Here is a 22,064-nt window from a genome sequence, read left to right on the forward strand (position 1 = left end):
CCTACCCTGCTTTTCTTGCCGACCGGATCGAAGCCGCGATTGCAATGCCGGGCAGATTGCCCGCCGCGAGCAGCGCCCCGGCCTCGGCGACATCTTTCGGGCCGGCGAGATGGACATCGACACCGTCGGGCAGCGTGGCGGCGAACCCGGCGTCGACGATGCCTCTGACCGCCAGGCTGTCGATCGTGTCGCTGCCGGAGAAGGCGCCGGTCTGCTTGATCAAGAGCAGCGCGTTCGCGCCGAGCTTGCCGGCAAGCCAGGCGGCAAGCGAATCGGAGGTAACATCCCAGGACGCCGGAATGTCCGGCGCCGGCAGCGCCAATGACGACGGCAGCCACACCGGGATTTTCCCCGCGTCCAGCGCCCGCCGCATTTCTTCCAGCGACCGTGCCGGCGCCAGCCTTTCATCGCGGTCGAGGATGACCTGGGCGAACTGCTCCATGGCGAGGATCGCCATGGCGTGGGCGGCGGTGTCGGAAAAATCCATGTAAATCTGCGTCTCGCGCACCTGGTCGGCGAACAGGCCGCCGCCGGGCACGATGACGATCGGCAACTGGGAGCCCGCCAGCGCCGCGATCCAGCTTTCCAGTTCCGCCGCATGGACGGTGCTGCCGCCAAGCTTGACGACGGACGGCTTGACGGCGGCTCGCCTGATGGCCTCGGGCCTTTCCTGTCGCGGCCGGGAAACGGCGCCTTGGTCTTTTCGCCCGGCAGGGCCGGAGGCAACGCCGCGGCCTGCCGATTGGCGCTTGCGTTCAATCTCGACGCCGACGCCGCCTGGGCCGAGCTCGAGTTTTTCCACCCTTACCGTGACCCGCACGACACGCGGGTTCTCCAGGATGTAGGTCGCCACCTGCTCGGCCAGGGCCTCGCTGAGCTGGATGTGGCCCCGCGCAACGATGGTGCGAATGCCGTCCATGATGATGTCGTAGGAGAAGACATGGCGCATGTCTTCGGGATGGTCGGTGACTTGCAGTACGTCAGCGGTCACGTCGAAACGCACTTTTTGGGTATGGCCGTGCTCAAAACTGTAGGCGCCGATCTGGACCGGCAGGACAAAGTCCCGCACGAAGATCTTGTCGGTGCCCAATGTCGGGTCGGTGCCCGGCGAATAGCCCCTCGCCGCCAGCAGACGGTAGTCGACGCTCGACGCGCCGCCGGCCCGGGATGCTTCCGGGATCAGTTCGCGGATCTGCGCAACCGCCTCGGCGCTGATCGAACCCACGCGGCCGGAATCGCCGCACAGCGCCCCGCGAAAGCCGAGAAAATCGGGACCGAAGGGCAGCAGCCTCGGAATATCAGGGGCTTCCAGCGATCCGCTCAGCCCAACCATGAGGCCGAGCGATTTCGCTCGATCGATGAATCCCGGGATACGCTCGGGCGGCAGATGGTCGAGCAGCCGCCCGTTGGCCTTGTTGGCCGTGTCGACCATGGCGCCATGGAAGCGATGTTCGGCAAGCATCGGCAGAAGCTCGAAATCCGGCGTCAGGTCGGCGAAAAGCACGGCGATCAGTTTCGTTCGCGCGGCGAGCGGCGCGAGCGCCGCCGCACAAGCCGCAACATTTGCCGACGGAAACAAACCTATCTTGACGTAATCGGCGCCGGCGGCAGTGATCTCTTCGGCCCTGGCGCGGATCGTCTCCGGCTCCATCGGCAGGTCGCCGCAGACCGCGCTGACCGGCGCCCGGCCGGCGATCAGCGAAATCGTCCGGCGGATGGTCTGCGTGGACACCGCGCCCAGCGCTCCCGCCTTCGGATCCTTCAGGTCGACGATGTCGACGCCGCCAGAAAGCGCGATCTCCGCCTCGTCGACGCCGGTGACGCTGGCCAGCATTCTGGTCATTGACGGACTTTCTCCGGCATGAGGAAAAGGACGCTTTTGGGCCCGAATACCGAAATCCGCTCGGTCGCCGTTCGGGCGAGCAGGCATGGCACTAAAGCAGACGTGAGAAGTCCACTTTCAGGGTTTGATAAAATTTGCGGGTCAGCTAAGCTCATCACGGGCACCTTGACTTCGCGCCGCTCCGACAACAATCGGACTTTAGCGCAAGAACGGGTAATTTTATCGATGACGAGCGCAGTGCCGGGCACTCTGGCGGCCTTTTTGTGCTTTTTTTCCCTGACCGTCAACATTGCGGGCGCGCTCGCCCAGGAAGCGACGGGCAAGCAACCGACCGCAACGGCCAAGCCGGAAAAAAAGCTGACCGAGATCAAGATAGGCTATTTGCGCGCCTATGCGCCGCAACTGGCCTTGTCGGTGCTCGACGTCCCGCCGCGCGATGAAGGTGTCGCCGGCGGCAATGTGGCGATTGCCGACAACAACACGACCGGCAGCTTCCTCGGCCAGAAATTCAGCCTCGACGTAACCGAGGTGAAGCCGGATGCCGATGTCGTCCCGAATTTCCAGGAGATGATCGCCAAAGGCAACCGCTATGTGGTCGCAGACCTCTCGGCCAGGCAGTTGCTGTCGATCGCCGATCTTGCCCGCGACAACGGCGTTTTGATCTTCAACGCCGGCGCCACCGACGACAGTCTTCGCGAGGAGGAATGCCGCGCCAGCATCTTCCACACCATCCCGACGCGCAGCATGCTGGCCGACGGGCTGGCGCAATATCTGATCTGGAAGCAATGGCGGCGCTGGGTGCTGATCTACGGCTCGCACGAGCGCGACCAGCTTTTTGCCGAGGCGCTGCGCCGGGCGGCGACGCGCTTCGGCGGCGAGATCGTCGGCGAAAAGCTGTTCGAGGATACCGGCACGGCGCGGCGGACCGATTCCGGTGTCGTCCAGATCCAGCGGCAGATGCCTGTCTTCACCCAGGACCTGCCGGAGCACGATGTGCTGCTGGTCGCCGACGAGAGCGAGGTGTTCGGCACCTACGTTCCGTTCCGCACCTGGATTCCGCGGCCGGTCGCCGGCACCGCCGGCCTCACCCCGTCGGCCTGGCATCCGGCCAGCGAGCAATGGGGCGGCACCCAGATCCAGAACCGCTTCGCCAAGGCAAACGGCCGCCGCATGGTGTCGAAGGACATGGCGGCGTGGACCGCGGTGCGCATCCTCGGTGAGGCGGCGACCCGCACGCAGGGCGCCGACCCGCGCAAGATGGCCGATTTCATCCGCTCCGACGATTTTTCGATCGCCGCCTTCAAGGGGCAGAAACTGACCTTCCGCAAATGGAACCAGCAGTTGCGGCAGCCGATCTTCCTCGGCGACACCAGGTCGGTCGTCTCGACATCGCCGCAGGAGGGATTTTTGCACCAGCTGTCGGAGCTCGATACGCTCGGGGTCGACGAGCCGGAAACAAAATGCGTGCTTAAGTAGAAAAGATTGGGAGGAATTTCGGTGCAGAGACGAGCTTGCGCACTCGCCATCGTTGCGACCGGCTTCATGGCCGGTCCGGCGTCGGCCTACATGGCCTATGTCTCCAACGAGAAAGACAACACGATGACCGTGGTCGACACCGCGACGATGCAGGTGGTGAAGACCGTCAATGTCGGGCAGCGTCCGCGCGGCATCACCATCTCCCACGACGGCAAGCACATCTATCTCTGCGCCAGCGACGATGATTCGATCGAGGTCATCGACACGGCGTCGCTGGAGATCGTCGATACCTTGCCTTCCGGGCCCGACCCGGAGCTGTTCGTGCTGTCGCCTGACGGCAAGACGCTCTATGTCGCCAATGAGGACGACAATCTCGTCACCGTCATCGACATCGAGGGTAAGAAGGTGCTGGCGGAAATCCCGGTCGGCGTCGAACCGGAGGGCATGGGTGTCAGCCCGGACGGCAAGACCATGGTCAACACGTCGGAAACGACGAACATGGCGCATTTCATCGATACGTCGTCGCACGAGATCACCGACAACGTGCTGGTTGACGCGCGTCCGCGCTTCGTCGAGTTCACCCCCGACGGCAAGCAGGCCTGGGTGAGCGCCGAGATCGGTGGCACGGTTTCGGTGATCGACAATCAAACGCGCGAAGTCGTCCAGAAGATCACCTTCGAGGTTGCCGGCCTGAGGCCCGAATCCATCCAGCCGGTCGGTGTGCGCATCACCGCCGACGGCAAGAAAGCCTATGTGGCGCTCGGGCCGGCCAACCGCGTCGCGGTGGTCAACACACAGACATACGAGGTCGAGAAATACGTGCTGGTCGGCCAACGCGTCTGGCAGCTCGCCTTCACCCCGGACCAGAAGACCATCATCTCGACCAACGGCGTGTCGAACGACATCACCTTCATCGACGTGGCGACCGACGAGCCGGTGCAGTCGGTGACCGTCGGCGCGCTGCCGTGGGGCGTCGTCGTCTCGCCCAAATGACTCCGCCAAATGAACCATTGAATAAACCAAGTGAATCAAGCAGGCAGAAAAACAGCAGAAGGGCAGGAAATCATGCGGAAATTTCGGGCAGTCGCTTTCGCCGCGCTGGTGGGCATGGCGCTCACCCAAGGCCAGGTCTGGGCGCAGGACGGCGATGACGATGACGCCGCCGCCGGAGCGGCCAGCACGGAGGCCAGCCCGAAAGCCGAGAAGGCGACCCGGGCCAGCAAGGACATGCCGGAACTTATCCTCGGCAGCAAGGAAGACCAGTTCACCGCCAACCAGAAGGATTTTGAGCTGATCGCCGGCCAGGGCTATCGCTGGAAGATCACCGCGGCGGGCGGGCTGGAGTACAAATTCCACACCGACCTGTTCCGCAATGTGTGGAACAACCAGATCGTCATCAATGACCTCGAGGTGCACATGAACGGCGCACCCGCATGGCTCGAATTCGACGCCGACGGCACCATCCAGGTACAGTTCACCACCGTGAGGCCCGGCATCTACACATGGTCGGTGCCCGACCTCGCCGACAAGGGCATGAAGGGCACGATCACGATCAAGTAAGGTTTGAAAAGCAGGACCTGCGCGATCGCGCCCCGTGGGCTAGACTTGGGCCAAACTGTTGTCGACGACAAGGGAGCCAGCCGGCGTGCAGCATGTGAGGACAAGCGGACCGGGAGATCAGGTGGCGGCGCTCGACGTCGCCGCCGTCAGCCATTCCTATGGTTCGAAGCCGGCGCTCAACGACGTCTCGTTCTCGATCGCGCCGGCGACGTTCACCGTTCTTCTCGGTCTAAACGGCGCCGGCAAGACGACGCTGTTCTCGCTGATCAGTTATCTTTACGACACGCGCCGCGGATCGATCCGCATCTTCGGCCATGACGTCAGCCGCGCCTCCGGCGAGGCGCTCAGGCGGGTCGGCATCGTGTTCCAGGCGCGCACGCTCGACCTCGATCTCAGCGTCTACCAGAACCTCTCCTACCACGCCGCCCTGCATGGCATCGGCGGACGCGAGGCCCGGCAGCGCATTGCCGCGCTGCTCGATATCGTCGACATGCCGGGCCGTCAGCATGACAAGGCACGCAGCCTTTCCGGCGGCCAGATGCGGCGCATCGAGATCGCCAGGGCGCTGCTCCACCGCCCGTCGCTGCTGCTGCTCGACGAGGCGACGGTCGGTCTCGACATCCAGTCGCGCGCCGGCATTCTCGCCACCATCCGCAAGCTCGTCGAAACCGAGGGCATCGGCGTGCTGTGGGCAACGCATCTGATCGACGAGGTTGACGACGGCGACCATGTCGTCGTGCTGCGGCAGGGCGAACTGGTCGCCAAGGGCAAGGTGGCCGATGTCGTCAGGACGAGCGGCGCCGGCTCGATCCGCGACGCCTTTTCCAGGCTCAGCCGCATCGAGGCGGCCGGCACCGCGGGGATATCGCCATGAGCGCTCCTTCAATGCCCGAAAAAGTCGCCGGCATCATCCCGGCGAAGTTCGAAAAATTCGGCCTGCGCCACTATCTCATTTGCCTCAAGGGCGTCGTCCTGCGGGAATGCCTGCGCTTCCTGCACCAGCGCGAGCGCTTCATATCCTCGCTGGTTCGGCCGCTCATCTGGCTGTTCATCTTTGCCGCCGGATTCCGGCAGGTGCTCGGCGTGTCGATCATCCCGCCCTACAAGACCTACGTGCTCTACGAGGTCTACATCACGCCGGGGCTGTGCGGCATGATCCTGTTGTTCTCAGGCATGCAGTCTTCGCTGTCGATGGTTTATGACCGCGAGATGGGCAACATGCGCACCTTGCTGGTCAGCCCCTTCCCGCGCTGGTTCCTGCTGGTGTCGAAGATGCTCGCCGGCGTCTCCGTATCGATCGCGCAGGTCTATGCGTTCCTGATCGTTGCCTGGTTCTGGGGCGTCAAGGCGCCGCCGATCGGCTATCTCATGGTGCTGCCGGCGCTGTTCCTGTCGGGAATGATGCTTTGCGCGCTCGGCATGCTTTTGTCGTCGATGATCAAGCAGCTCGAAAATTTCGCCGGCATCATGAACTTCGTCATCTTTCCCGGCTATTTCGCCTCTCCGGCGCTCTATCCGTTGTGGCGCATCCAGGAGGCGAGCCCGCTGCTGCACAAGATCTGCCTCGCCAATCCGTTCACCTATGCCGTCGAACTGATCCGCTTCGCCTTCTACGGCCAGATCGAGTGGCTGTCGCTGGGCGTCGTTGCCGGCTGCACTGTTCTGTTCCTTGCCGCCGCCATCATCGCCTACGACCCTTCGCGCGGCCTGGTGACCCGCAAACAAGACACCGGAGGAAATGGCTGATGGCACGAATGAGCCTTGTTCGCAGCCTGGCTGCGGTTGCCATGCTCACGCCGAGCGTGAACGCCAGGGCGGCGAATACCGATCCGGACTGGCCCTGCATACAGCGCAAGGTACCGCAACTCTCGCTCGGCCAGATCTGGAACGGGCCGGAGCTTCCGCCAGCGGCGAAGGACTTTTCGAAGGACCCTGCCGTCTCCACCCTGGTCGAGGAGGTGGCGGCCCGGCGGATGCCGATCGCCGAAGCCCAAAAGAAGATCAAGGATTTCGCCGCCTCGCTGCCGGCCGAGCAGCTTGCGCCGAAAATGGCGATGCTGGTGCAAGGCATGTTCGATCACATGGACGCCGAGCGTTCGCAGGTGATCTCAGGCATTTCCCGTTACGCCCACAAGCAGCTCGAAATGGCCGCCGCCCTGCGCAAGGCAGCGTCCAACGTCGATGCGCTGCGGGCAAAGCCGGATGCGGATCCCGACGACATCGAACGGCGAACCGAGCAGCTGAAATTCGCAACGCGAATTTTCAATGAACGCGTCCAATCACTGACTTACGTCTGTGAAGTGCCGACGATCATCGAGCAGCGGCTTTATCAATTGTCCAAGGCCGTCTCGGAAACCCTCGCAGCGAAGAAGTAGACCCTCTATTTCCGCAACGGATCTTACGTTCCCCGGCCGGGCAGCACGCGCCAGCGCTGCACGAAATAACCGGGATGCGTCTCGATCCACTGGGCTACCAGCGGCTGCGCCTGCATGAAGGCGGTCCCTGGGTTCATCGCCAGGCCGTCCACCATCTGTTCGCGTTGTTCACAGGTCTGCGGCACATCCGTCAAGCAGACCATCATAACCAGCGTATAAAGCATTGCCCCATAACCCCCATCGAATCCCGAACCCCATGCCCGGGAGTTTCAGTGATACCGACCAGTCTGCAGGGTCGCACATACAGATCGCTTACGGGTGTGAAAGGACGTGCCCCCGCTCTTTCGCACCGCAATATAACATATCGCTTATCTAACACCAACAACCACCGGGCGTTGTTCTAGGCAATTGCTTCAGGTGGCGTTGCGCCAATGCGCCGCCGACGTTTCCGGCGTCGATGATTCCGATCTTCACGGGGTGTCTTCCATGTCCTCAGACCGGCAGCCCGTTCTGCTTGCGCAGGCTCTTGTCGAATGCGGATGCGGGGACGAAACGGCGCAGGAGACTGACCTGGCGCGCCATTTTTCCCGCGGCATAGCGCCTCTTCGGAACGGGATCGGTCGCAGCCGCCAAAACGGTCTTGGCGACCAATTCGGGCGAATCGCCTTTTTCCATTGCTTTCCGCACGATTGCGTTCATGCCAACGCGCGCAGCGTCATAGATATCAAGCAACTGGTCCGGCTTGGCGAGATTATCTTCAAACGACGTGCGGGTATAAGCGGGTTCGACCAATGCAACGCGAATCCCGAACGGGCGCAGTTCATGGTCGAGCGATTCGGAATAGCCTTCGATGGCATGTTTGGTCGACGCATAAAGTGCGAAATAGGGAGCTGGGATGAACCCCTGCACCGAACTCAGATTGACGATTCTACCCTTGCCTTGACGGCGCATTATCGGCAGGACCGCGTTGGTCACGCGGAGCACGCCGAAGACGTTCACATCGAACAGTGCCTGAGCCTGGACCATTGACGACTCTTCCGCGCCACCAAACAGACCCATGCCGGCATTGTTGACAAGCAGATCGATGCGCCCGGTCTCGGCCAGCACGTCATCGACCAGTTTCGCCACCGACGCGTCATCGGTCACGTCACAGGCCAGCATGGACAGGCCGTCGGAGTTTTTGGCGGCTGCGCGACGGCTGGTGCCGAACACGCGAAAACCGGCGTTTTGCAAGGCTATGGCCGTTGCGCGCCCGATGCCGGAGGACGCCCCCGTCACCAGGGCGATGCCAGGATTGGTCTTGTTCATGGAAATCATCTCTTTCTCTGGGGTTGGACTGATTTTGGATTGGCGTGGGGGAAGCACGAAAGGTCGGAGGCGTCAGTTATGAGCGCCTCTGGCGTTCGCACCGACGAGTTCATCGGTCCAGCGCCGGAACAGCGCGCTGGCGTTGACGCCGCCAAAGCCGAAGCCGTTTGAGATCGCGTAGTCCATTGTCATCGGCCGGGCCTGGTTTGCGACGAAGTCGATGCCGTCGCCGGCTGGATCCGGCGCGCCCAGATTGAGGGTTGGCGGCGCCACCTGATCCCTGAGCGCCAGGATTGCGAAGATGGCTCCAAGCCCGCCGGCGGCTCCGAGCAAATGTCCGGTCGCCGATTTGGTTGCGCTGACGGCGATGGTGGAATCTGCGCCGAAGAGTGTTTTGATCGCCGCCATTTCCCCGAGATCACCGACCGGCGTCGAGGTCGCGTGAGCATTGAGGTGGCGAACCTCACGCGGCGAAATGCCGGCCTGGGCCAGCGCGATCTGCATGGCTCGGCGCGCCCCGTCGCCATCCTCGGGACCGGAGGTGACGTGATGCGCATCCGCCGTCGTGCCGTAGCCGACGAACTCGGCGACCGGTTTCGCGCCGCGCGCCAGCGCGTGGCTCAATTCCTCGATGACCAGCACGCCGGCTCCTTCGCCCATGACGAAGCCGTCCCGCGACACGTCGAAAGGCCGTGACGCCTGAGCCGGCGCCCAGCTGAAGCCGGTCGAAAGAGATCGTGCTGCAGCAAAACCACCAAGACTGACGATGTTCATGCAGGCTTCCGTCCCGCCGCACACGGCGATATCGGCTTCGTTGGCGCGGATGAGGCGGGCCGCATCGCCGATCGCCTGGATGCCGGCCGCGCACGCCGTCACCGGCGCGCCGAGTGGCCCCTTGAAGCCATGGCGGATCGAGATGTGGCCCGCCGCGAGGTTCACCAGAAAGGACGGCACCGTAAACGGCGAGAGGCGGCGGACGCCGCGCTGGTCGACCGTGCGCACCGCCTCGGTGATGGCGGGGAAGCCGCCGATGCCGGAGGCGATGATCGTGGCCGTGCGCAGGCGATCCGCTTCCGAGACGGGCGCCCACCCTGCTTGCGCGAGGGCCTCTTGTGCAGCGGCGAGCCCGAAGATGATGAACCGGTCTACCTTGCGCTGGTCCTTCGCAGCCAGGACGGTATCCGGATCGAAACCAGCCTCCGGATCGTCTTCCGGCGAGGGAACCACCCCGCCGATCTTGGCCGGGAGGTCTGCCACCATAGCGTCCGGAAGCCTGCGGATGCCCGAGCGACCGGCCAGCAGCCGCGACCACGACGCTTCGACATCGGCAGCAAGGGGCGTGACGGCTCCCATGCCTGTAACAACAATCCGTCGCATCTGCTTTCCTATCGAGTTGGCTGCGTCGCCAGCGCTGCGCACGCCGTTCAAGTGGCGGCTGCTTCGCGAACCTGTCCGGTCGCCGCGTCCAGGAAGGCCTGGGCGAGATCCGGATCGTTGACGACGCGCGACAGCATCAGCGCGCCGACCATCGTCGAGAGAATTGCCATGGCCTTTCTGTCGGGCTCCTCAGCTTTGGCGTCGGCAATGAAACGGCCGAGGATTTCGAGATGCTCCTTGATCCCGGCTTCGAACGACGCTTTCACCTCGCTGCCCTGTCTGGCGGCATCCGAGCCGAGCGCGACAATCGGGCAGCCGTCCATCTTTTCTCCGCGATGGCCCATGCTGAGGTAGAATGCGATCACCGCGCCAAGCGGATCCTCGGATTTTGCCGCAGTCGCGGCCGACCACCGCAGCGTGGCGCTCTCCATCGCCCGCCTCGACGCCTGCACCGCCAGATCGTCCTTGGAGGCGAACTGCTTGTAGAACGCGCCCTGGGTCAGCCCGGCAGCCTGCATCAGGTCTTTGAGGCCGATGCCGTCAAAGCCGCGCTCCCGAAAAAGCCGGCTTGCCACATTGATCACGGTTTCGCGGTTTTCCGCCGCCTGAATGCGACTCACACGCATGTAGACCTCCTTAAATTAGCTTGTGTTCGACATCTATAACAGATATAGAGTACGAACGCAATCCAATTTGGAGGAGAGGTCAAATGCTATACAGTCATATCGTCGAGAAATCGATCCGGCAGAGCTTCGACCACGTCAACAACCATCGCTGGGACGAGGCGGTGAAAGCACTCGTGCCGCATGTCCATCACCGCGTTTCCGGTGACCATGCGCTTGGTGGTGAGCGCCACGACAAGCAGGCCGTGCGCCGCTGGTTTGAGCGCCTCGGCCGCGTCCTGCCCAATCTTCATCTCACGGTCAACCACGTCTGGGTGAAGGGCTGGCCGTGGCACACCACCGTATTTGCCCAGTGGGACGGCACCGCGACGCTGCTCAACGGCGACGCCTCCTACATCAACAGCGGTCTCCACGTGTTCACGCTGCGGTGGGGCAAGGTCTATGCGCTTGAGGAATTCTACGATTCACAAGCAGCGGCCCGCGGTCTTGCCGCCCAAGCGGCAACTGGCCTCGAAGAGGCTGTCGCCGAACCAATTTTAGGCTAGCAGAAGCGCAGTCAGCGGCCCGCAGCGTAACCGCGGGTACGCTAGCCCGTGGCCATGCCGACCCCATCAGCGCGTGCTCGACGGCCGCTTGCGGGAACCGCTTCGACAGCCGCTCGTCGTTGACGGTCGCGAGAGGAGCACCGCGCCGGCCGTTGTCGAGAGAATGGCCTTGCAGTTGGGCTCCTTGCCCTGCCCTCGCCAACCCAGCTATCGAGCATTCCAGAGTATTCCCTGATCCCCGGCCTCGAATGATGCCTCACGTCGGCGCCCTGCCCGGCGGCATCCGAACCGAGCGCGTCAATCGGGCAGCCCTCCATTCTGTCTGCGCGATGCGCCATGGGACTCACATGCATCAAAAATTTCCATTTTTTAGATTGCATTCGTAATCTAACTTAGTTATAGAGTTCGAACGAAATCTAAAACGAAGGAGATACGAGATGATTCGCAACACCCTGAGCGCCTCGGTTTTGGCCACGCTGTTTCTTGCCGCCCCGGCGTTTGCCGAGGAAGCCACCATAGGAAGCCCGATCGAAGCCGGCAGCCTGCACGAGGGCCACCTCGACATGGTCGTCTATTACGTCCCGGCCGAGGGCGACCTCCTGGAGGTCACCGCCACCTTCGCGCCGAAGACCGGCGGCGATCCGCAGCGCGTCGTCATGGGCCTCGCCGACGGCGACTCCGTGGCATTTTCGATGCCCGGCCACCGCGGCCCGCTCTACGCGTTCTCGCGGTCCGGCGAGGAGGTGACGGTGTCGTCCGAGACAGGCATGCGCGCCGATGCCAATGCACCGACCCGCCTTGCAGACGGCAGCCTGCGTGCTGGGCTCGCGTCCGTCGGGCCGATGTAAAGGTCAAACCCAATCTTTCTTGAGAGGCGACGAACGTGAAAAAGAGACCCGCTGTTGTACTGGGGAGCATGCTGATCGCGATGTCAGGAGCGGCGGCATTTGCCATACTTGCCATTCCTACGCAGGGAGCCTCCGCCGTAGGCGACCCGAGGCAGGAACCGCCGATCGTCAGACTGGTGACGGCAGCGCCGGTGACCGGATCCGAACGCGGCTTCACCGGTATTATCGGGGCGAGGGTGCAGAGCGATCTCGGCTTTCGCGTCCCCGGCAAAATCGTGGAGCGGCTCGTGGATGTGGGTCAGGAGGTCAAAGCTGGTCAGCCACTGATGCGCATCGACGACACCGACCTTCGCCTCGCGCTCACGGCGAAGCGCAACGCCGTTGCCGCAGCGCGCGCAACAGTCGTTCAGACGGAACCGGATGAACGGCGATACGCCAGTTTGCTCAGGGATGGATGGGTCCCCCGACAGCGCTACGAGCAGGCGAAGGCCGCGGCTGATACGGCCGAGGCGCAACTCGCCGCCGCCGAAGCCGAAGCACGGGTCGCCGAGAACGAGGCGGTCTACGCGGTCCTGCTGGCCGACGCGGATGGAACGGTGGTCGAAACGCTTGGCGAGCCGGGGCAGGTCGTCTCCGCCGGCCAGACAGTGGCCCGGATCGCCAAGGCCGGCTCCCGCGAAGCGGTGGTCGCGCTTCCCGAAACTATCCGGCCGGCGATTGGGTCGGCGGCCGAGGCCAGCGTGTATGGCGGCGATGGGCGTCGTTACACGGCACATCTCCGGCAACTATCGAACTCCGCCGATGCCCAGACCCGTACCTATGAGGCCCGTTATGTGCTCGACGGTGAGGCCGCGGCAGCACCGCTTGGCGCGACGGTAACCATTCGGCTTGCGGGCCAGGCACGCCAGCGGGAAGTCCAGGTGCCGCTGGGAGCCGTGCTCGATGACGGCGAGAAGACAGGCGTTTGGGTCCTGGACAGCGCCACCTCGACCGTACAGTTTCAGCCTGTCAAGCTTGTTCGTGTGACCAGCGAAACCGCTGTGGTCTCCGGACTGAACTCCAGCAATCCGATTGTTTCGCTCGGCGCCCATCTCCTGCAGGAGGGCGCTCGCGTCAGGACTGCGTCCGAAAGCAGGGGCAAATGATGATGAACCTAAATCTCTCCGCGATCGCCGTTCGCGAACGCGCCGTTACCCTGTTCTTCATCCTCCTGCTGGTGGCCGCCGGCGCTTACGCTTTCGTCATGCTCGGGCGGGCGGAGGACCCCAACTTCACCATCAAGACCCTGACGGTCACGACGGCATGGCCGGGCGCAACGGCGCGCGAGATGCAGGACCTCGTCGCCGAACCGTTGGAGAAGCGGCTTCAGGAGATGACCTGGTACGACCGGGTCGAGACGACCACACGGCCGGGTTACGCGTATATGACGGTCACGCTGAAGGACAGCACACCGCCATCTGTCGTGCAGGAGGAGTTCTACCAGGCTCGCAAGAAGCTCGGGGATGAAGCCCGCAACCTGCCGTCCGGCGTCTTCGGGCCCTTCGTCAACGACGAGTATTCGGATGTAAGCTTCGCCCTTTACGCGCTGAAGGCCAAGGGCATGCCGATGCGTGAGTTGGCGAGACAGGCCGAGGCGATCCGCCAAGACCTCCTGCACGTGCCCGGCGTCAAGAAGATCAACATCCTTGGTGAACGTCCCGAACAGATATTCGTCGAATTTTCCTACGCCAAGCTGGCCACCCTCGGCGTGTCGGCGCAGGACATCGTCGCCGCCTTGCAGCGGCAGAACAGCCTCACGCCGGCAGGCTCGATCGACACAAAGGGGCCGCGGGTCTTCATCCGGGTCGACGGCGCTTACGACAGCGTTCAGGCGATCGCCGACACGCCGATTGCCGCTGCGGGGCGGACGCTGAAGCTCTCAGATATCGCCGAAGTCCGGCGCGGCTATGAAGATCCCCCCACCTACCTCATTCGACGTCAGGGTGAGCCCACCATCATGCTCGCGGCTGTCATGCAGGAGGGCTGGGATGGTCTCGCGCTCGGCAAGGCGCTGGAGGACAGGACAGCAGCCATCGCACAGACACTGCCTCTCGGGATGACGCTCGACAAGGTGACCGACCAGGCCGTCAACATCACCTCTGCGGTCGACGAATTCATGATGAAGTTTGCGATGGCGCTCGGTGTGGTGCTCTTGGTGAGCCTGTTGAGCCTCGGCTGGCGCGTCGGCATCGTGGTGGCGGCTGCCGTCCCTCTGACGCTTGCCGTCGTGTTCCTCATCATGCTGGAGACCGGCCGGTTCTTCGACCGCATCACGCTCGGCGCCCTGATCCTGGCGCTCGGTCTTCTCGTGGACGACGCCATCATTGCCATCGAGGTGATGGTGGTGAAGATGGAAGAAGGCATGGACCGCATCAAGGCGGCGGCCTATGCGTGGAGCCACACTGCGGCGCCGATGCTGTCCGGAACGCTCGTGACGATCGCCGGCTTCCTGCCGGTGGGCTTCGCCCGCTCGACGGCCGGCGAATACGCCGGCAACATCTTTTGGGTCGTAGGGTTCGCCCTCATCGTCTCCTGGATCGTCGCGGTGGTCTTCACACCTTACCTCGGCGTCAAGATGCTGCCCGCGATCAAACCGGTCGAAGGCGGCCACCACGCGATCTATGACACACCCAATTATCGGCGCTTGCGGCGGCTCATCACCTTCGCCGTGCGCCACAAGTTCATGATCAGCGGTATCGTTGGCATCACCTTCGTGCTTTCCGTTGTCGGCATGGGCTCTCTCAAACAGCAGTTCTTCCCGACATCCGACCGACCCGAAGTGCTGGTGGAGGTTCGCCTGCCGGAAGGCACCAGCATCGAGACGACGACCGCTACGGTCGAGAAGCTCGAAGGCTGGCTGGACGACCAGGCCGAGGCCAAGATCGTCACGAGCTATGTCGGTCAGGGCGCACCACGCTTCTTTTTCGCAATGGCGCCGGAACTGCCTGATCCTGCCTTCGCCAAGATCGTCGTGCTGACCCCGGACGCCGAGGCGCGTGAGGTGTTGAAGCACCGCCTGCGCGAGGCGGTGGCAGAGGGGCTTGCACCCGAGGCCAATGTCCGCGTCACGCAACTCGTGTTCGGCCCCTACACGCCATTCCCGGTCGAGTTCCGGATTATCGGACCTGATCCCGCGCAACTCTACGGCATATCCGAGAAGGCCCTCGACATCATGCGGGGCGTCCCGGACGTGCGTCAGGCCAACCACGATTGGGGCAATCGCACACCCGTGCTCCGCTTCGTCCCGGATCAGGATCGACTGAACCTCATCGGCCTGTCGCCGGCGGAAGTGGGCCAGCAACTCCAGTTCTTGCTTACCGGCATCCCCGTTACGCAGGTTCGCGAGGACATCCGCAACGTCCCCATCGTCGCACGCAGCGCCGGCGGCGAGCGGCTGGATCCGACGCGTTTGGCGGATTTCTCCCTGATGAGCCGGGACGGTCGCCCGATTCCGCTCGACCAGATCGGCCATTCGGAAATCCGTCTGGAAGAGCCGATCCTGAAGCGTCGCGATCGCACGCCTGTCATCACGATCCGCTCGGATATCAACGAAGCGACTCAGCCTCCAGAGGTTTCCAAGGCGATCGTGAAGGCCCTTCAGCCGCTGATTGCATCCCTTCCGGCCGGCTATCGCATCGAATTGGGCGGATCGATCGAGGAGGCTGAAAAGGCCAACACCGCGCTGGGCAAAGTCTTTCCGGCAATGATCGCCGCCATGCTGATTGTTATCATGCTGCAGGTGCGATCCTTCTCGACGATGGCCATGGTCATGCTGACGGCGCCGCTTGGCCTTGTCGGCGTCGTGCCGATGCTGCTCACCTTCAACCAGCCCTTCGGGTTCAACGCCATTCTGGGCATGATAGGACTGGCCGGCATCCTGATGCGCAACACGCTGATCCTGACCGAACAGATCAAGGAGAACCGAGCTGCCGGCCTTAATGACTATCACGCCGTGATTGAGGCGACGGTGCAACGCACGAGGCCCGTGATCCTGACGGCACTCGCCGCCGTGCTGGCCTTCATCCCGCTCACGCACTCCGTCTTCTGGGGATCGATGGCCTATACGCTGATCGGCGGCACGGCGGCCGGCACGGTGCTGATCCTGCTCTTCCTTCCCGCGCTCTACGCCGCGTGGTTCGGCATCAAGCCGACTGCCGACGAGGTCCGTGAGGGCGCGGCGGAGGAACTGGAAATGCACACGGCAATTGCTGCTGAATAGGGCCCTGTTGTCGAGCAGGCGGATCAAGATTTCGCCGCTGGCTTTGCCTGAACATACGCGGGGCCAGTCGCACGACCTTACCGCTTGCAAATGATCGTTCAGGGCGAGCCCGGCAGATCCATCATCAGTTCTGGAGACATCCATGAATCATCCGGTCGGAACGCGAACGGATCCCGACGAGGTGCGCGCTCGCATCCTGGAGGTGGCGGAGGCGCATTTTCGCCGCATCGGCTACCATAAGACGTCGGTAGCCGACATCGCCTCCGAACTCGGCATGAGCCGGGCGAACGTCTACCGTTTCTTTTCCTCCAGGGATGCAATCAACGAATCCATCTGCAGGCAGGTCGTGAACGAGGTCGCGGACATCGCCGTTGCGATCGCACGCACCAACGCGCCGGCCTTGGAGAAACTCGACCGGCTCCTGACCGCCGTTCACCAGCACAACAAGACGAAATTGATCAAGGAAAGAAGCATGCACGACTTGATCGTCGCCGCCCTGCGCGAGAATCGGGCGGTCATCAAGTCGCATGTCGAGCGAATGTTGGAAATCCTTGAGGCGATCATTCGCGAGGGGACCGAGGCGGGCGAACTCAAGGTCGAGGACCCGGCAGAAGCGGCGCGTTGCGGCGCGTGCGGTCAACGCCGCGTTCACGCCGTTCTTCCACCCGATTCTGATCGAGCACTGCGTTCAACACGGCGAAGACACCGAAGCGGGCCTGCGCACGCAGATTCGCTTTGTCCTGAAAGCTCTCGGCAAATCGAACTAGCCGCCCTGGCAGGTGGCTGCCAGCGACGCATTCCGCCCTCAATTCAGGCGCGACCTCCAATATTCGGTCCTTCGTGCGGATAGAGCTTGCCGAACAGGGGCAGATACATCGCGCCCTTGCGCATCAGGAAATCGTGGAACGTCGCCATCGCCGGCGAGATCGCGTGATCGCTGCGCATCACCGAAAACCATTGCCGGCGGATCGGCATGCCGACGACGTCGAGGATGACCAGCCGGCCGGCTTCGGTTTCGGCGGCGATGGTGTGGGCAGAGATGAAGGCAATGCCAAGCCCGGCCATCACCGCCTGCTTGATCGTCTCGTTCGAGCCCATCTCGACGCCGAGATCGTCGATGCGGCCGGGCACGTCGCTGAGGAATATTTCCAGCGAGATGCGCGTGCCGGAGCCGGGCTCGCGGATGAGGAAATGCTCTTCGGAGATCCGCTCCTTGGATATCTCGCGCGCCGACGCCAGCGGGTGGTCGGGCGGCGCGATGATGACCAGCGGGTGATCGCCGAAGACCGAGGCACGCACCGGGACTTCCCTCGCCGGGCGTCCCATCAGCGCGATGTCGATGTCGTGGTTCTTAAGACTGTTGATGGTTTCGGCGCGGTTGCCGATGGCGAGCCGCATGTCGATGTCGGGATGTTCCTTCATGAAGCCGGCCATCAGCCGCGGCGCGAAATATTTGGCGGTGGAAACGACGCCGAGCCGCAAGCTGCCGATACGCACGCCCTTGATCGCATCCATCTTGTCTTCGAGCAGGCGAAGCCTCTCCTCGATCGCCTGCGCCGTCTCGACGAAGGCCAGACCTGCGGCAGTCGGACGCATGCCGTCCGACGTCCGGTCGAACAAGGCCAGCTGGAACTCCTCCTCGACCTGCCGCAACTGGATCGTGACCGCTGGAGGAGACAAGCCTAACACCTTGGCGGCGCTAACGATTTTTCCATGGCTGATGATGGCCTGGACGGTCTTGAATTGCTTGAGCGTGAGGTTTCTCATGCGCCATACTAAATTTTTTTTAGCATGAAAGTAAAGTTATTGAATTTTACTTATCCATGGCAGTTTGTTCTCATTCCCCAATCCGGCCGGAGGAGTTTGCGGCTGGATCGGGAGGTTACGATGCCAGCGGCAACGCTCGACGCATTTCTGAATTCCTATCTCGGCCTGCCCGACGAACTGCGTTCGGCAGTCGTCGCGACCGTCCGTCAGCTGACGCAGGCCGCCACCAAGGTCCGCAACACCATCAATCAGGGAGTGCTCGGCACCGCCTTTGCCGGGACCCGCAGCGCCAATGCCGACGGCGACATCCAGAAGGATCTCGACATCTTCGCCGACGACATCTTTCTCGACGCCATGCGCCACGCTCCGGTCGCGCTCTACGCCTCCGAGGAACTGGAGCAGCCGGTCCTGCTCGACGGCCAGGCGCCTCTCGCCATCGCCATCGACCCGCTCGACGGCTCTTCCAACATCGACACCAACGTGTCGATCGGAACGATCTTCTCGCTCCTCCCTGCAACTGGCGCGCCGGACGAAAATCCGGCCGCCTCTTTTTTGCAGCCGGGCGTGAAGCAGCTGGGCGCCGGTTTCTTCATCTACGGGCCGCAGCTGGCACTGGTCCTGTCGCTCGGCAGCGGCACGCATGTCTTCGTTCTCTCGACCAGGCTCGGCACCTTCGTCCAGGCCTACGAGAGCCGGATCATCCCGCAGCGTACCCAGGAGTTCGCCATCAACGCCGCCAACTACCGGCATTGGGACGAGGCGGTGCGGCTCTACATCGACGACTGCCTCGAAGGCACTGAAGGCCCACGCGGAAAGGACTTCAACATGCGCTGGATCGCCTCCCTCGTCGCCGACTGCTACCGCATATTGATGCGCGGCGGCGTGTTCCTCTATCCAGGCGACAAGCGCAAGGGTTACCGCCAGGGACGGCTGCGCCTCGTCTATGAGGCCAACCCGATCGCCTATCTCATCGAACAGGCAGGCGGCGCCGCCACCGACACCATCACCCGCATCCTCGAAATCGAGCCCGAGGGCCTGCACCAGCGCGTGCCCGTGGTGTTCGGATCGGCGCGCGAGGTCGCGCGCATCACCCGCTACCACACCGAGCCCAGCGCGATCGGCGAGCGTGCACCGCTGTTCAGCCGCCGCGGCCTGTTCAGGGCCTGAGCATCATGTCGGCAAAGCACCCCATCATCACCATCACCGGGTCGTCAGGCGCCGGCACCACCTCGGTCAAGCGCATCTTCGAGCTGATCTTCCGGCGTGAGAACATCGACGCCGCCTTCATCGAAGGCGACGCCTTTCACCGCTACGACCGCGCCACGATGAAGGTCAAGGTGGCCGAGGAGGAGAAGGCCGGCAATCCGAACTTCACCCACTTCCATGCCGAGGCCAACGAGCTCGCAATCCTCGAAGAGGTGTTTGAGGAATATGGCCGCCGCGGAACCGGAAAGACCCGCACCTACATCCATGACGAGGACGAGGAGAAGCAGTACGGCACGCCGCCCGGACAATTCACCGAATGGCGCGAATTCCCGCCGAGCGACCTGCTCTTCTACGAGGGCCTGCATGGCTGCGTCGTCACCGACAAGATAGACTTGGCCAGGCATGCCGACCTCAGGATCGGCGTGGTGCCGGTCATCAATCTCGAATGGATCCAGAAGATCCATCGCGACCGGGCAACCCGCGGCTATTCCACCGAGGCGGTGATGGACGTCATCCTGCGCCGCATGCCGGACTATGTCCGCTACATCGTCCCGCAATTCTCGCAGACCGCCATCAACTTCCAGCGTGTGCCGATCGTCGACACGTCCAACCCGTTCATCGCGCGCTGGATCCCGACGCCCGACGAATCGATGCTGGTCATCCGCTTCGCCAATCCCCGCGGCATCGATTTCCCCTACCTGCTTTCGATGATCCACGACTCGTTCATGTCGCGGCCGAATTCCATAGTGGTGCCAGGCAACAAGCTCGATCTTGCCATGCAGCTGATCCTGACGCCGCTCATCCTGCAATTGATCGAACGCAAGAACCGTGTGTCGTGAGGAGGACGCCATGAACAGCCAAGCAGCAGCCCTGAAGCCCGTCGCCGCCGTCTCGGAGCGCGACATGGCGAACGCCATTCGCGCGCTGGCGATGGACAGCGTCCAAAAGGCCAATTCCGGTCATCCGGGCATGCCGATGGGCATGGCCGACGTCGCGACGGTGCTGTTCGGCCGCTTCATCAACATCGATCCGTCGGTGCCCGACTGGCCCGATCGCGACCGCTTCGTGCTTTCGGCCGGGCACGGCTCGATGCTGCAATATGCGCTGCACTACCTGCTCGGCTACGAAGACATGCCGATCGAGCAATTGCAGCGGTTTCGTCAGCTGGGCAGCCGCACCGCCGGACATCCCGAATATGGCCATGCGCTTGGCATCGAGACGACGACCGGTCCGCTTGGACAAGGCATCTCGACCGCCGTCGGCATGGCGCTGGCCGAGCGCATGCTGGCTGCCCGCCACGGCGCCGATCTCGTCGATCATTTCACCTATGCGATCGCCGGCGACGGCTGCCTGCAGGAAGGCATCAGTCACGAGGCGATCGACCTTGCCGGTCACCTGAAGCTCGCCCGGCTGATCGTCTTCTGGGACGACAATGCGATTTCGATCGATGGACCGACGTCGCTGTCGACATCGATGGACCAGCCGGCACGGTTCGAAGCCGCCGGATGGCATGTGCAGTCGGTGGACGGCCACGACACGGAAGCCGTCGCTGCGGCAATCGAAGCGGCGCAGCAGTCGGACCGGCCGTCGCTGATCGCCTGCCGAACGGTGATCGGCAAGGGCGCGCCCAATCTGGGCGGCTCGGAAAAGACGCACGGCGCGCCTCTGGGCGATGCCGAGATCGCCGCGACGCGCGAGAACATCGGCTGGGCCTGCGCGCCGTTCGAGGTGCCGGACGACATCCTGTTCGCCTGGCGCGAAATTGCCGAGCGCGGGCAAGCGGCGCGGCACGCCTGGGAGCAGCGGTTTGCCGCCTCGCCGCAGCGCCAGGCCTTCGAGAGTGCGGTCGCCGGCACCCTGCCCGACGCGGTCTTCGAAGCGCTCGCCGCTTTCCGCAAGGAGCATGTCGAAAAGGCGACCAAGGTCGCAACGCGAAAAGCCTCCGAAATGGCGCTCGGTGCCATCAACGCCGCAACCGAGCTGACCGTCGGCGGCTCCGCCGACCTGACGCATTCGAACCTGACGATCACCAAGGGCATGGATCGCATAGCGCCTGGTATCTATACCGGCCGCTACATCCACTACGGCATCCGCGAGCATGGCATGGCCGCGGCCATGAACGGCATCGCGCTGCATGGCGGCTTCGTGCCTTATGGCGGCACCTTCCTGTGCTTCGCCGACTATGCCCGCGGCGCGATGCGGCTCTCGGCGCTGATGGGCCAGCGCGTCATCTATGTGATGACCCATGATTCCATCGGTCTCGGCGAGGACGGCCCGACCCATCAGCCGATCGAGCACCTGGCGATGCTGCGGGCAACGCCCAACCTCAACGTCTTCCGTCCGGCCGACATCATCGAAACGGCGGAGTGCTGGGAACTGGCGCTGAAGAGCAAGAACCGGCCGAGCGTGCTGGTGCTCTCGCGGCAGAACCTGCCGATGCTGCGCCACACACATAGCGACGAGCCACACAGCGACGAGAACCGGTCGAGCCAGGGCGCCTACATCCTGCGCGAGCCGGCCGGGCACCGCGCCGTGACGCTGATCGCCACCGGCTCGGAGGTCGAGATCGCCGTTGCCGCCGCCGAACGGCTGGAGACCGAGCACGGCATCGCCGCCGCCGTCGTCTCGATGCCGTGCTGGGAGCTGTTCGAGGAACAGGATGCCGACACCCGCAAGGCAGTCCTCGGCTCGGCGCCGCGCGTCGCCGTCGAAGCCGCAGCACGGCTCGGCTGGGACCGTTGGATCGGCGACACCGGTGCTTTCGTCGGCATGGCCGGTTTCGGCGCCAGCGCCCCTGCCCCGGATCTCTACCGGCATTTTGACATCACGCCCGAAGCCGTCGCCGCAGCGGCGCTGAAGCTCATCATCTAGGAAGGAC

General features: G+C 63.5%; 20 protein-coding genes. 14 read left to right on the top strand and 6 right to left on the bottom strand.

What is annotated here, in order from left to right:
* Position 1: 1 nt before the first annotated feature.
* Complete coding sequence (locus tag AC0L18_RS04505; protein ID WP_473490793.1) at positions 2–1,843, bottom strand: (5-formylfuran-3-yl)methyl phosphate synthase; 1,842 nt, start codon at positions 1,841–1,843, stop codon at positions 2–4.
* Between the two features lie 225 nt (positions 1,844–2,068).
* Between AC0L18_RS04505 and AC0L18_RS04510 the strand changes: the two genes are divergently transcribed.
* The 6 genes from AC0L18_RS04510 to AC0L18_RS04535 all read left to right on the top strand — a co-directional run bounded on the left by AC0L18_RS04510 (position 2,069) and on the right by AC0L18_RS04535 (position 7,254).
* On the top strand, positions 2,069–3,319 hold the full coding sequence (locus AC0L18_RS04510) for an ABC transporter substrate-binding protein (RefSeq protein ID WP_473490794.1): 1,251 nt from the start codon (positions 2,069–2,071) through the stop codon (positions 3,317–3,319).
* Between the two features lie 66 nt (positions 3,320–3,385).
* Positions 3,386–4,312: a YVTN family beta-propeller repeat protein gene (locus tag AC0L18_RS04515; protein ID WP_473490927.1), complete on the top strand. Its 927-nt coding sequence runs from the start codon at positions 3,386–3,388 to the stop codon at positions 4,310–4,312.
* Positions 4,313–4,384: 72 nt separating this feature from the next.
* Entirely contained in the window at positions 4,385–4,879 is a 495-nt protein-coding gene (locus AC0L18_RS04520) for a cupredoxin domain-containing protein (RefSeq protein ID WP_473490795.1), read from the top strand.
* Between the two features lie 85 nt (positions 4,880–4,964).
* Positions 4,965–5,753 (top strand): ATP-binding cassette domain-containing protein, encoded by a 789-nt coding sequence (locus tag AC0L18_RS04525; protein ID WP_473490796.1) that lies wholly within the window; start codon positions 4,965–4,967, stop codon positions 5,751–5,753.
* Positions 5,750–6,625 carry an ABC transporter permease gene (locus tag AC0L18_RS04530; protein ID WP_473490797.1) on the top strand — a complete coding sequence of 292 codons (876 nt, stop codon included), beginning with the start codon at positions 5,750–5,752 and terminating at the stop codon, positions 6,623–6,625. Before AC0L18_RS04525 ends, AC0L18_RS04530 begins: the two co-directional genes overlap by 4 nt.
* Positions 6,625–7,254: a hypothetical protein gene (locus AC0L18_RS04535; RefSeq protein ID WP_473490798.1), complete on the top strand. Its 630-nt coding sequence runs from the start codon at positions 6,625–6,627 to the stop codon at positions 7,252–7,254. The genes AC0L18_RS04530 and AC0L18_RS04535 overlap by 1 nt, the downstream gene beginning before the upstream one ends.
* A gap of 23 nt (positions 7,255–7,277) precedes the next feature.
* Here AC0L18_RS04535 and AC0L18_RS04540 read toward each other — a convergent pair whose 3' ends face one another.
* From AC0L18_RS04540 to AC0L18_RS04555, 4 genes are all read right to left on the bottom strand, one after another.
* Entirely contained in the window at positions 7,278–7,478 is a 201-nt protein-coding gene (locus tag AC0L18_RS04540) for a hypothetical protein (protein WP_023797709.1), read from the bottom strand.
* Between the two features lie 268 nt (positions 7,479–7,746).
* A complete protein-coding gene (locus AC0L18_RS04545) occupies positions 7,747–8,562 on the bottom strand; it encodes an oxidoreductase (RefSeq protein WP_473490799.1) in 816 nt (271 codons plus the stop codon).
* Between the two features lie 72 nt (positions 8,563–8,634).
* Positions 8,635–9,939, bottom strand: coding sequence for a beta-ketoacyl-ACP synthase II (gene fabF, locus AC0L18_RS04550; RefSeq protein WP_473490800.1), 1,305 nt, complete (start codon positions 9,937–9,939; stop codon positions 8,635–8,637).
* Positions 9,940–9,986: 47 nt separating this feature from the next.
* Positions 9,987–10,565, bottom strand: a complete 579-nt coding sequence (locus AC0L18_RS04555; protein WP_473490801.1) for a TetR/AcrR family transcriptional regulator — start codon at positions 10,563–10,565, stop codon at positions 9,987–9,989.
* Between the two features lie 83 nt (positions 10,566–10,648).
* Between AC0L18_RS04555 and AC0L18_RS04560 the strand changes: the two genes are divergently transcribed.
* The 5 genes from AC0L18_RS04560 (at position 10,649) to AC0L18_RS04580 (ending at position 17,063) form a co-directional block, all read left to right on the top strand.
* Positions 10,649–11,107, top strand: a complete 459-nt coding sequence (locus AC0L18_RS04560) for a nuclear transport factor 2 family protein (RefSeq protein WP_473490802.1) — start codon at positions 10,649–10,651, stop codon at positions 11,105–11,107.
* Between the two features lie 437 nt (positions 11,108–11,544).
* Positions 11,545–11,955 carry a hypothetical protein gene (locus AC0L18_RS04565; RefSeq protein WP_473490803.1) on the top strand — a complete coding sequence of 137 codons (411 nt, stop codon included), beginning with the start codon at positions 11,545–11,547 and terminating at the stop codon, positions 11,953–11,955.
* A 35-nt stretch (positions 11,956–11,990) separates the two neighbouring features.
* Positions 11,991–13,100, top strand: coding sequence for an efflux RND transporter periplasmic adaptor subunit (locus AC0L18_RS04570; protein WP_473490804.1), 1,110 nt, complete (start codon positions 11,991–11,993; stop codon positions 13,098–13,100).
* 2 nt (positions 13,101–13,102) lie between these two features.
* A complete protein-coding gene (locus AC0L18_RS04575) occupies positions 13,103–16,213 on the top strand; it encodes an efflux RND transporter permease subunit (protein ID WP_473490928.1) in 3,111 nt (1,036 codons plus the stop codon).
* 142 nt (positions 16,214–16,355) lie between these two features.
* Positions 16,356–17,063 (top strand): TetR/AcrR family transcriptional regulator, encoded by a 708-nt coding sequence (locus AC0L18_RS04580; protein ID WP_473490805.1) that lies wholly within the window; start codon positions 16,356–16,358, stop codon positions 17,061–17,063.
* On the opposite strand, the gene AC0L18_RS04585 is transcribed toward AC0L18_RS04580, so the two are convergent.
* On the bottom strand, positions 17,024–17,980 hold the full coding sequence (locus AC0L18_RS04585) for a LysR family transcriptional regulator (protein ID WP_473490806.1): 957 nt from the start codon (positions 17,978–17,980) through the stop codon (positions 17,024–17,026). The two genes, AC0L18_RS04580 and AC0L18_RS04585, sit on opposite strands and share 40 nt — an antisense overlap.
* Before the next feature lie 120 nt (positions 17,981–18,100).
* Here AC0L18_RS04585 and AC0L18_RS04590 point away from each other — a divergent pair, with 120 nt between their 5' ends.
* The 3 genes from AC0L18_RS04590 to tkt are packed head-to-tail and all read left to right on the top strand — an operon-like array spanning position 18,101 to position 22,057.
* Complete coding sequence (locus AC0L18_RS04590; protein ID WP_473490807.1) at positions 18,101–19,147, top strand: class 1 fructose-bisphosphatase; 1,047 nt, start codon at positions 18,101–18,103, stop codon at positions 19,145–19,147.
* A 5-nt stretch (positions 19,148–19,152) separates the two neighbouring features.
* Positions 19,153–20,025 (top strand): phosphoribulokinase, encoded by an 873-nt coding sequence (locus AC0L18_RS04595; protein ID WP_023797694.1) that lies wholly within the window; start codon positions 19,153–19,155, stop codon positions 20,023–20,025.
* A gap of 10 nt (positions 20,026–20,035) precedes the next feature.
* Positions 20,036–22,057, top strand: a complete 2,022-nt coding sequence (gene tkt / locus AC0L18_RS04600) for a transketolase (RefSeq protein ID WP_473490808.1) — start codon at positions 20,036–20,038, stop codon at positions 22,055–22,057.
* Positions 22,058–22,064 lie beyond the last annotated feature (7 nt).

This window comes from Mesorhizobium sp. WSM4819 (genome assembly GCF_055811215.1).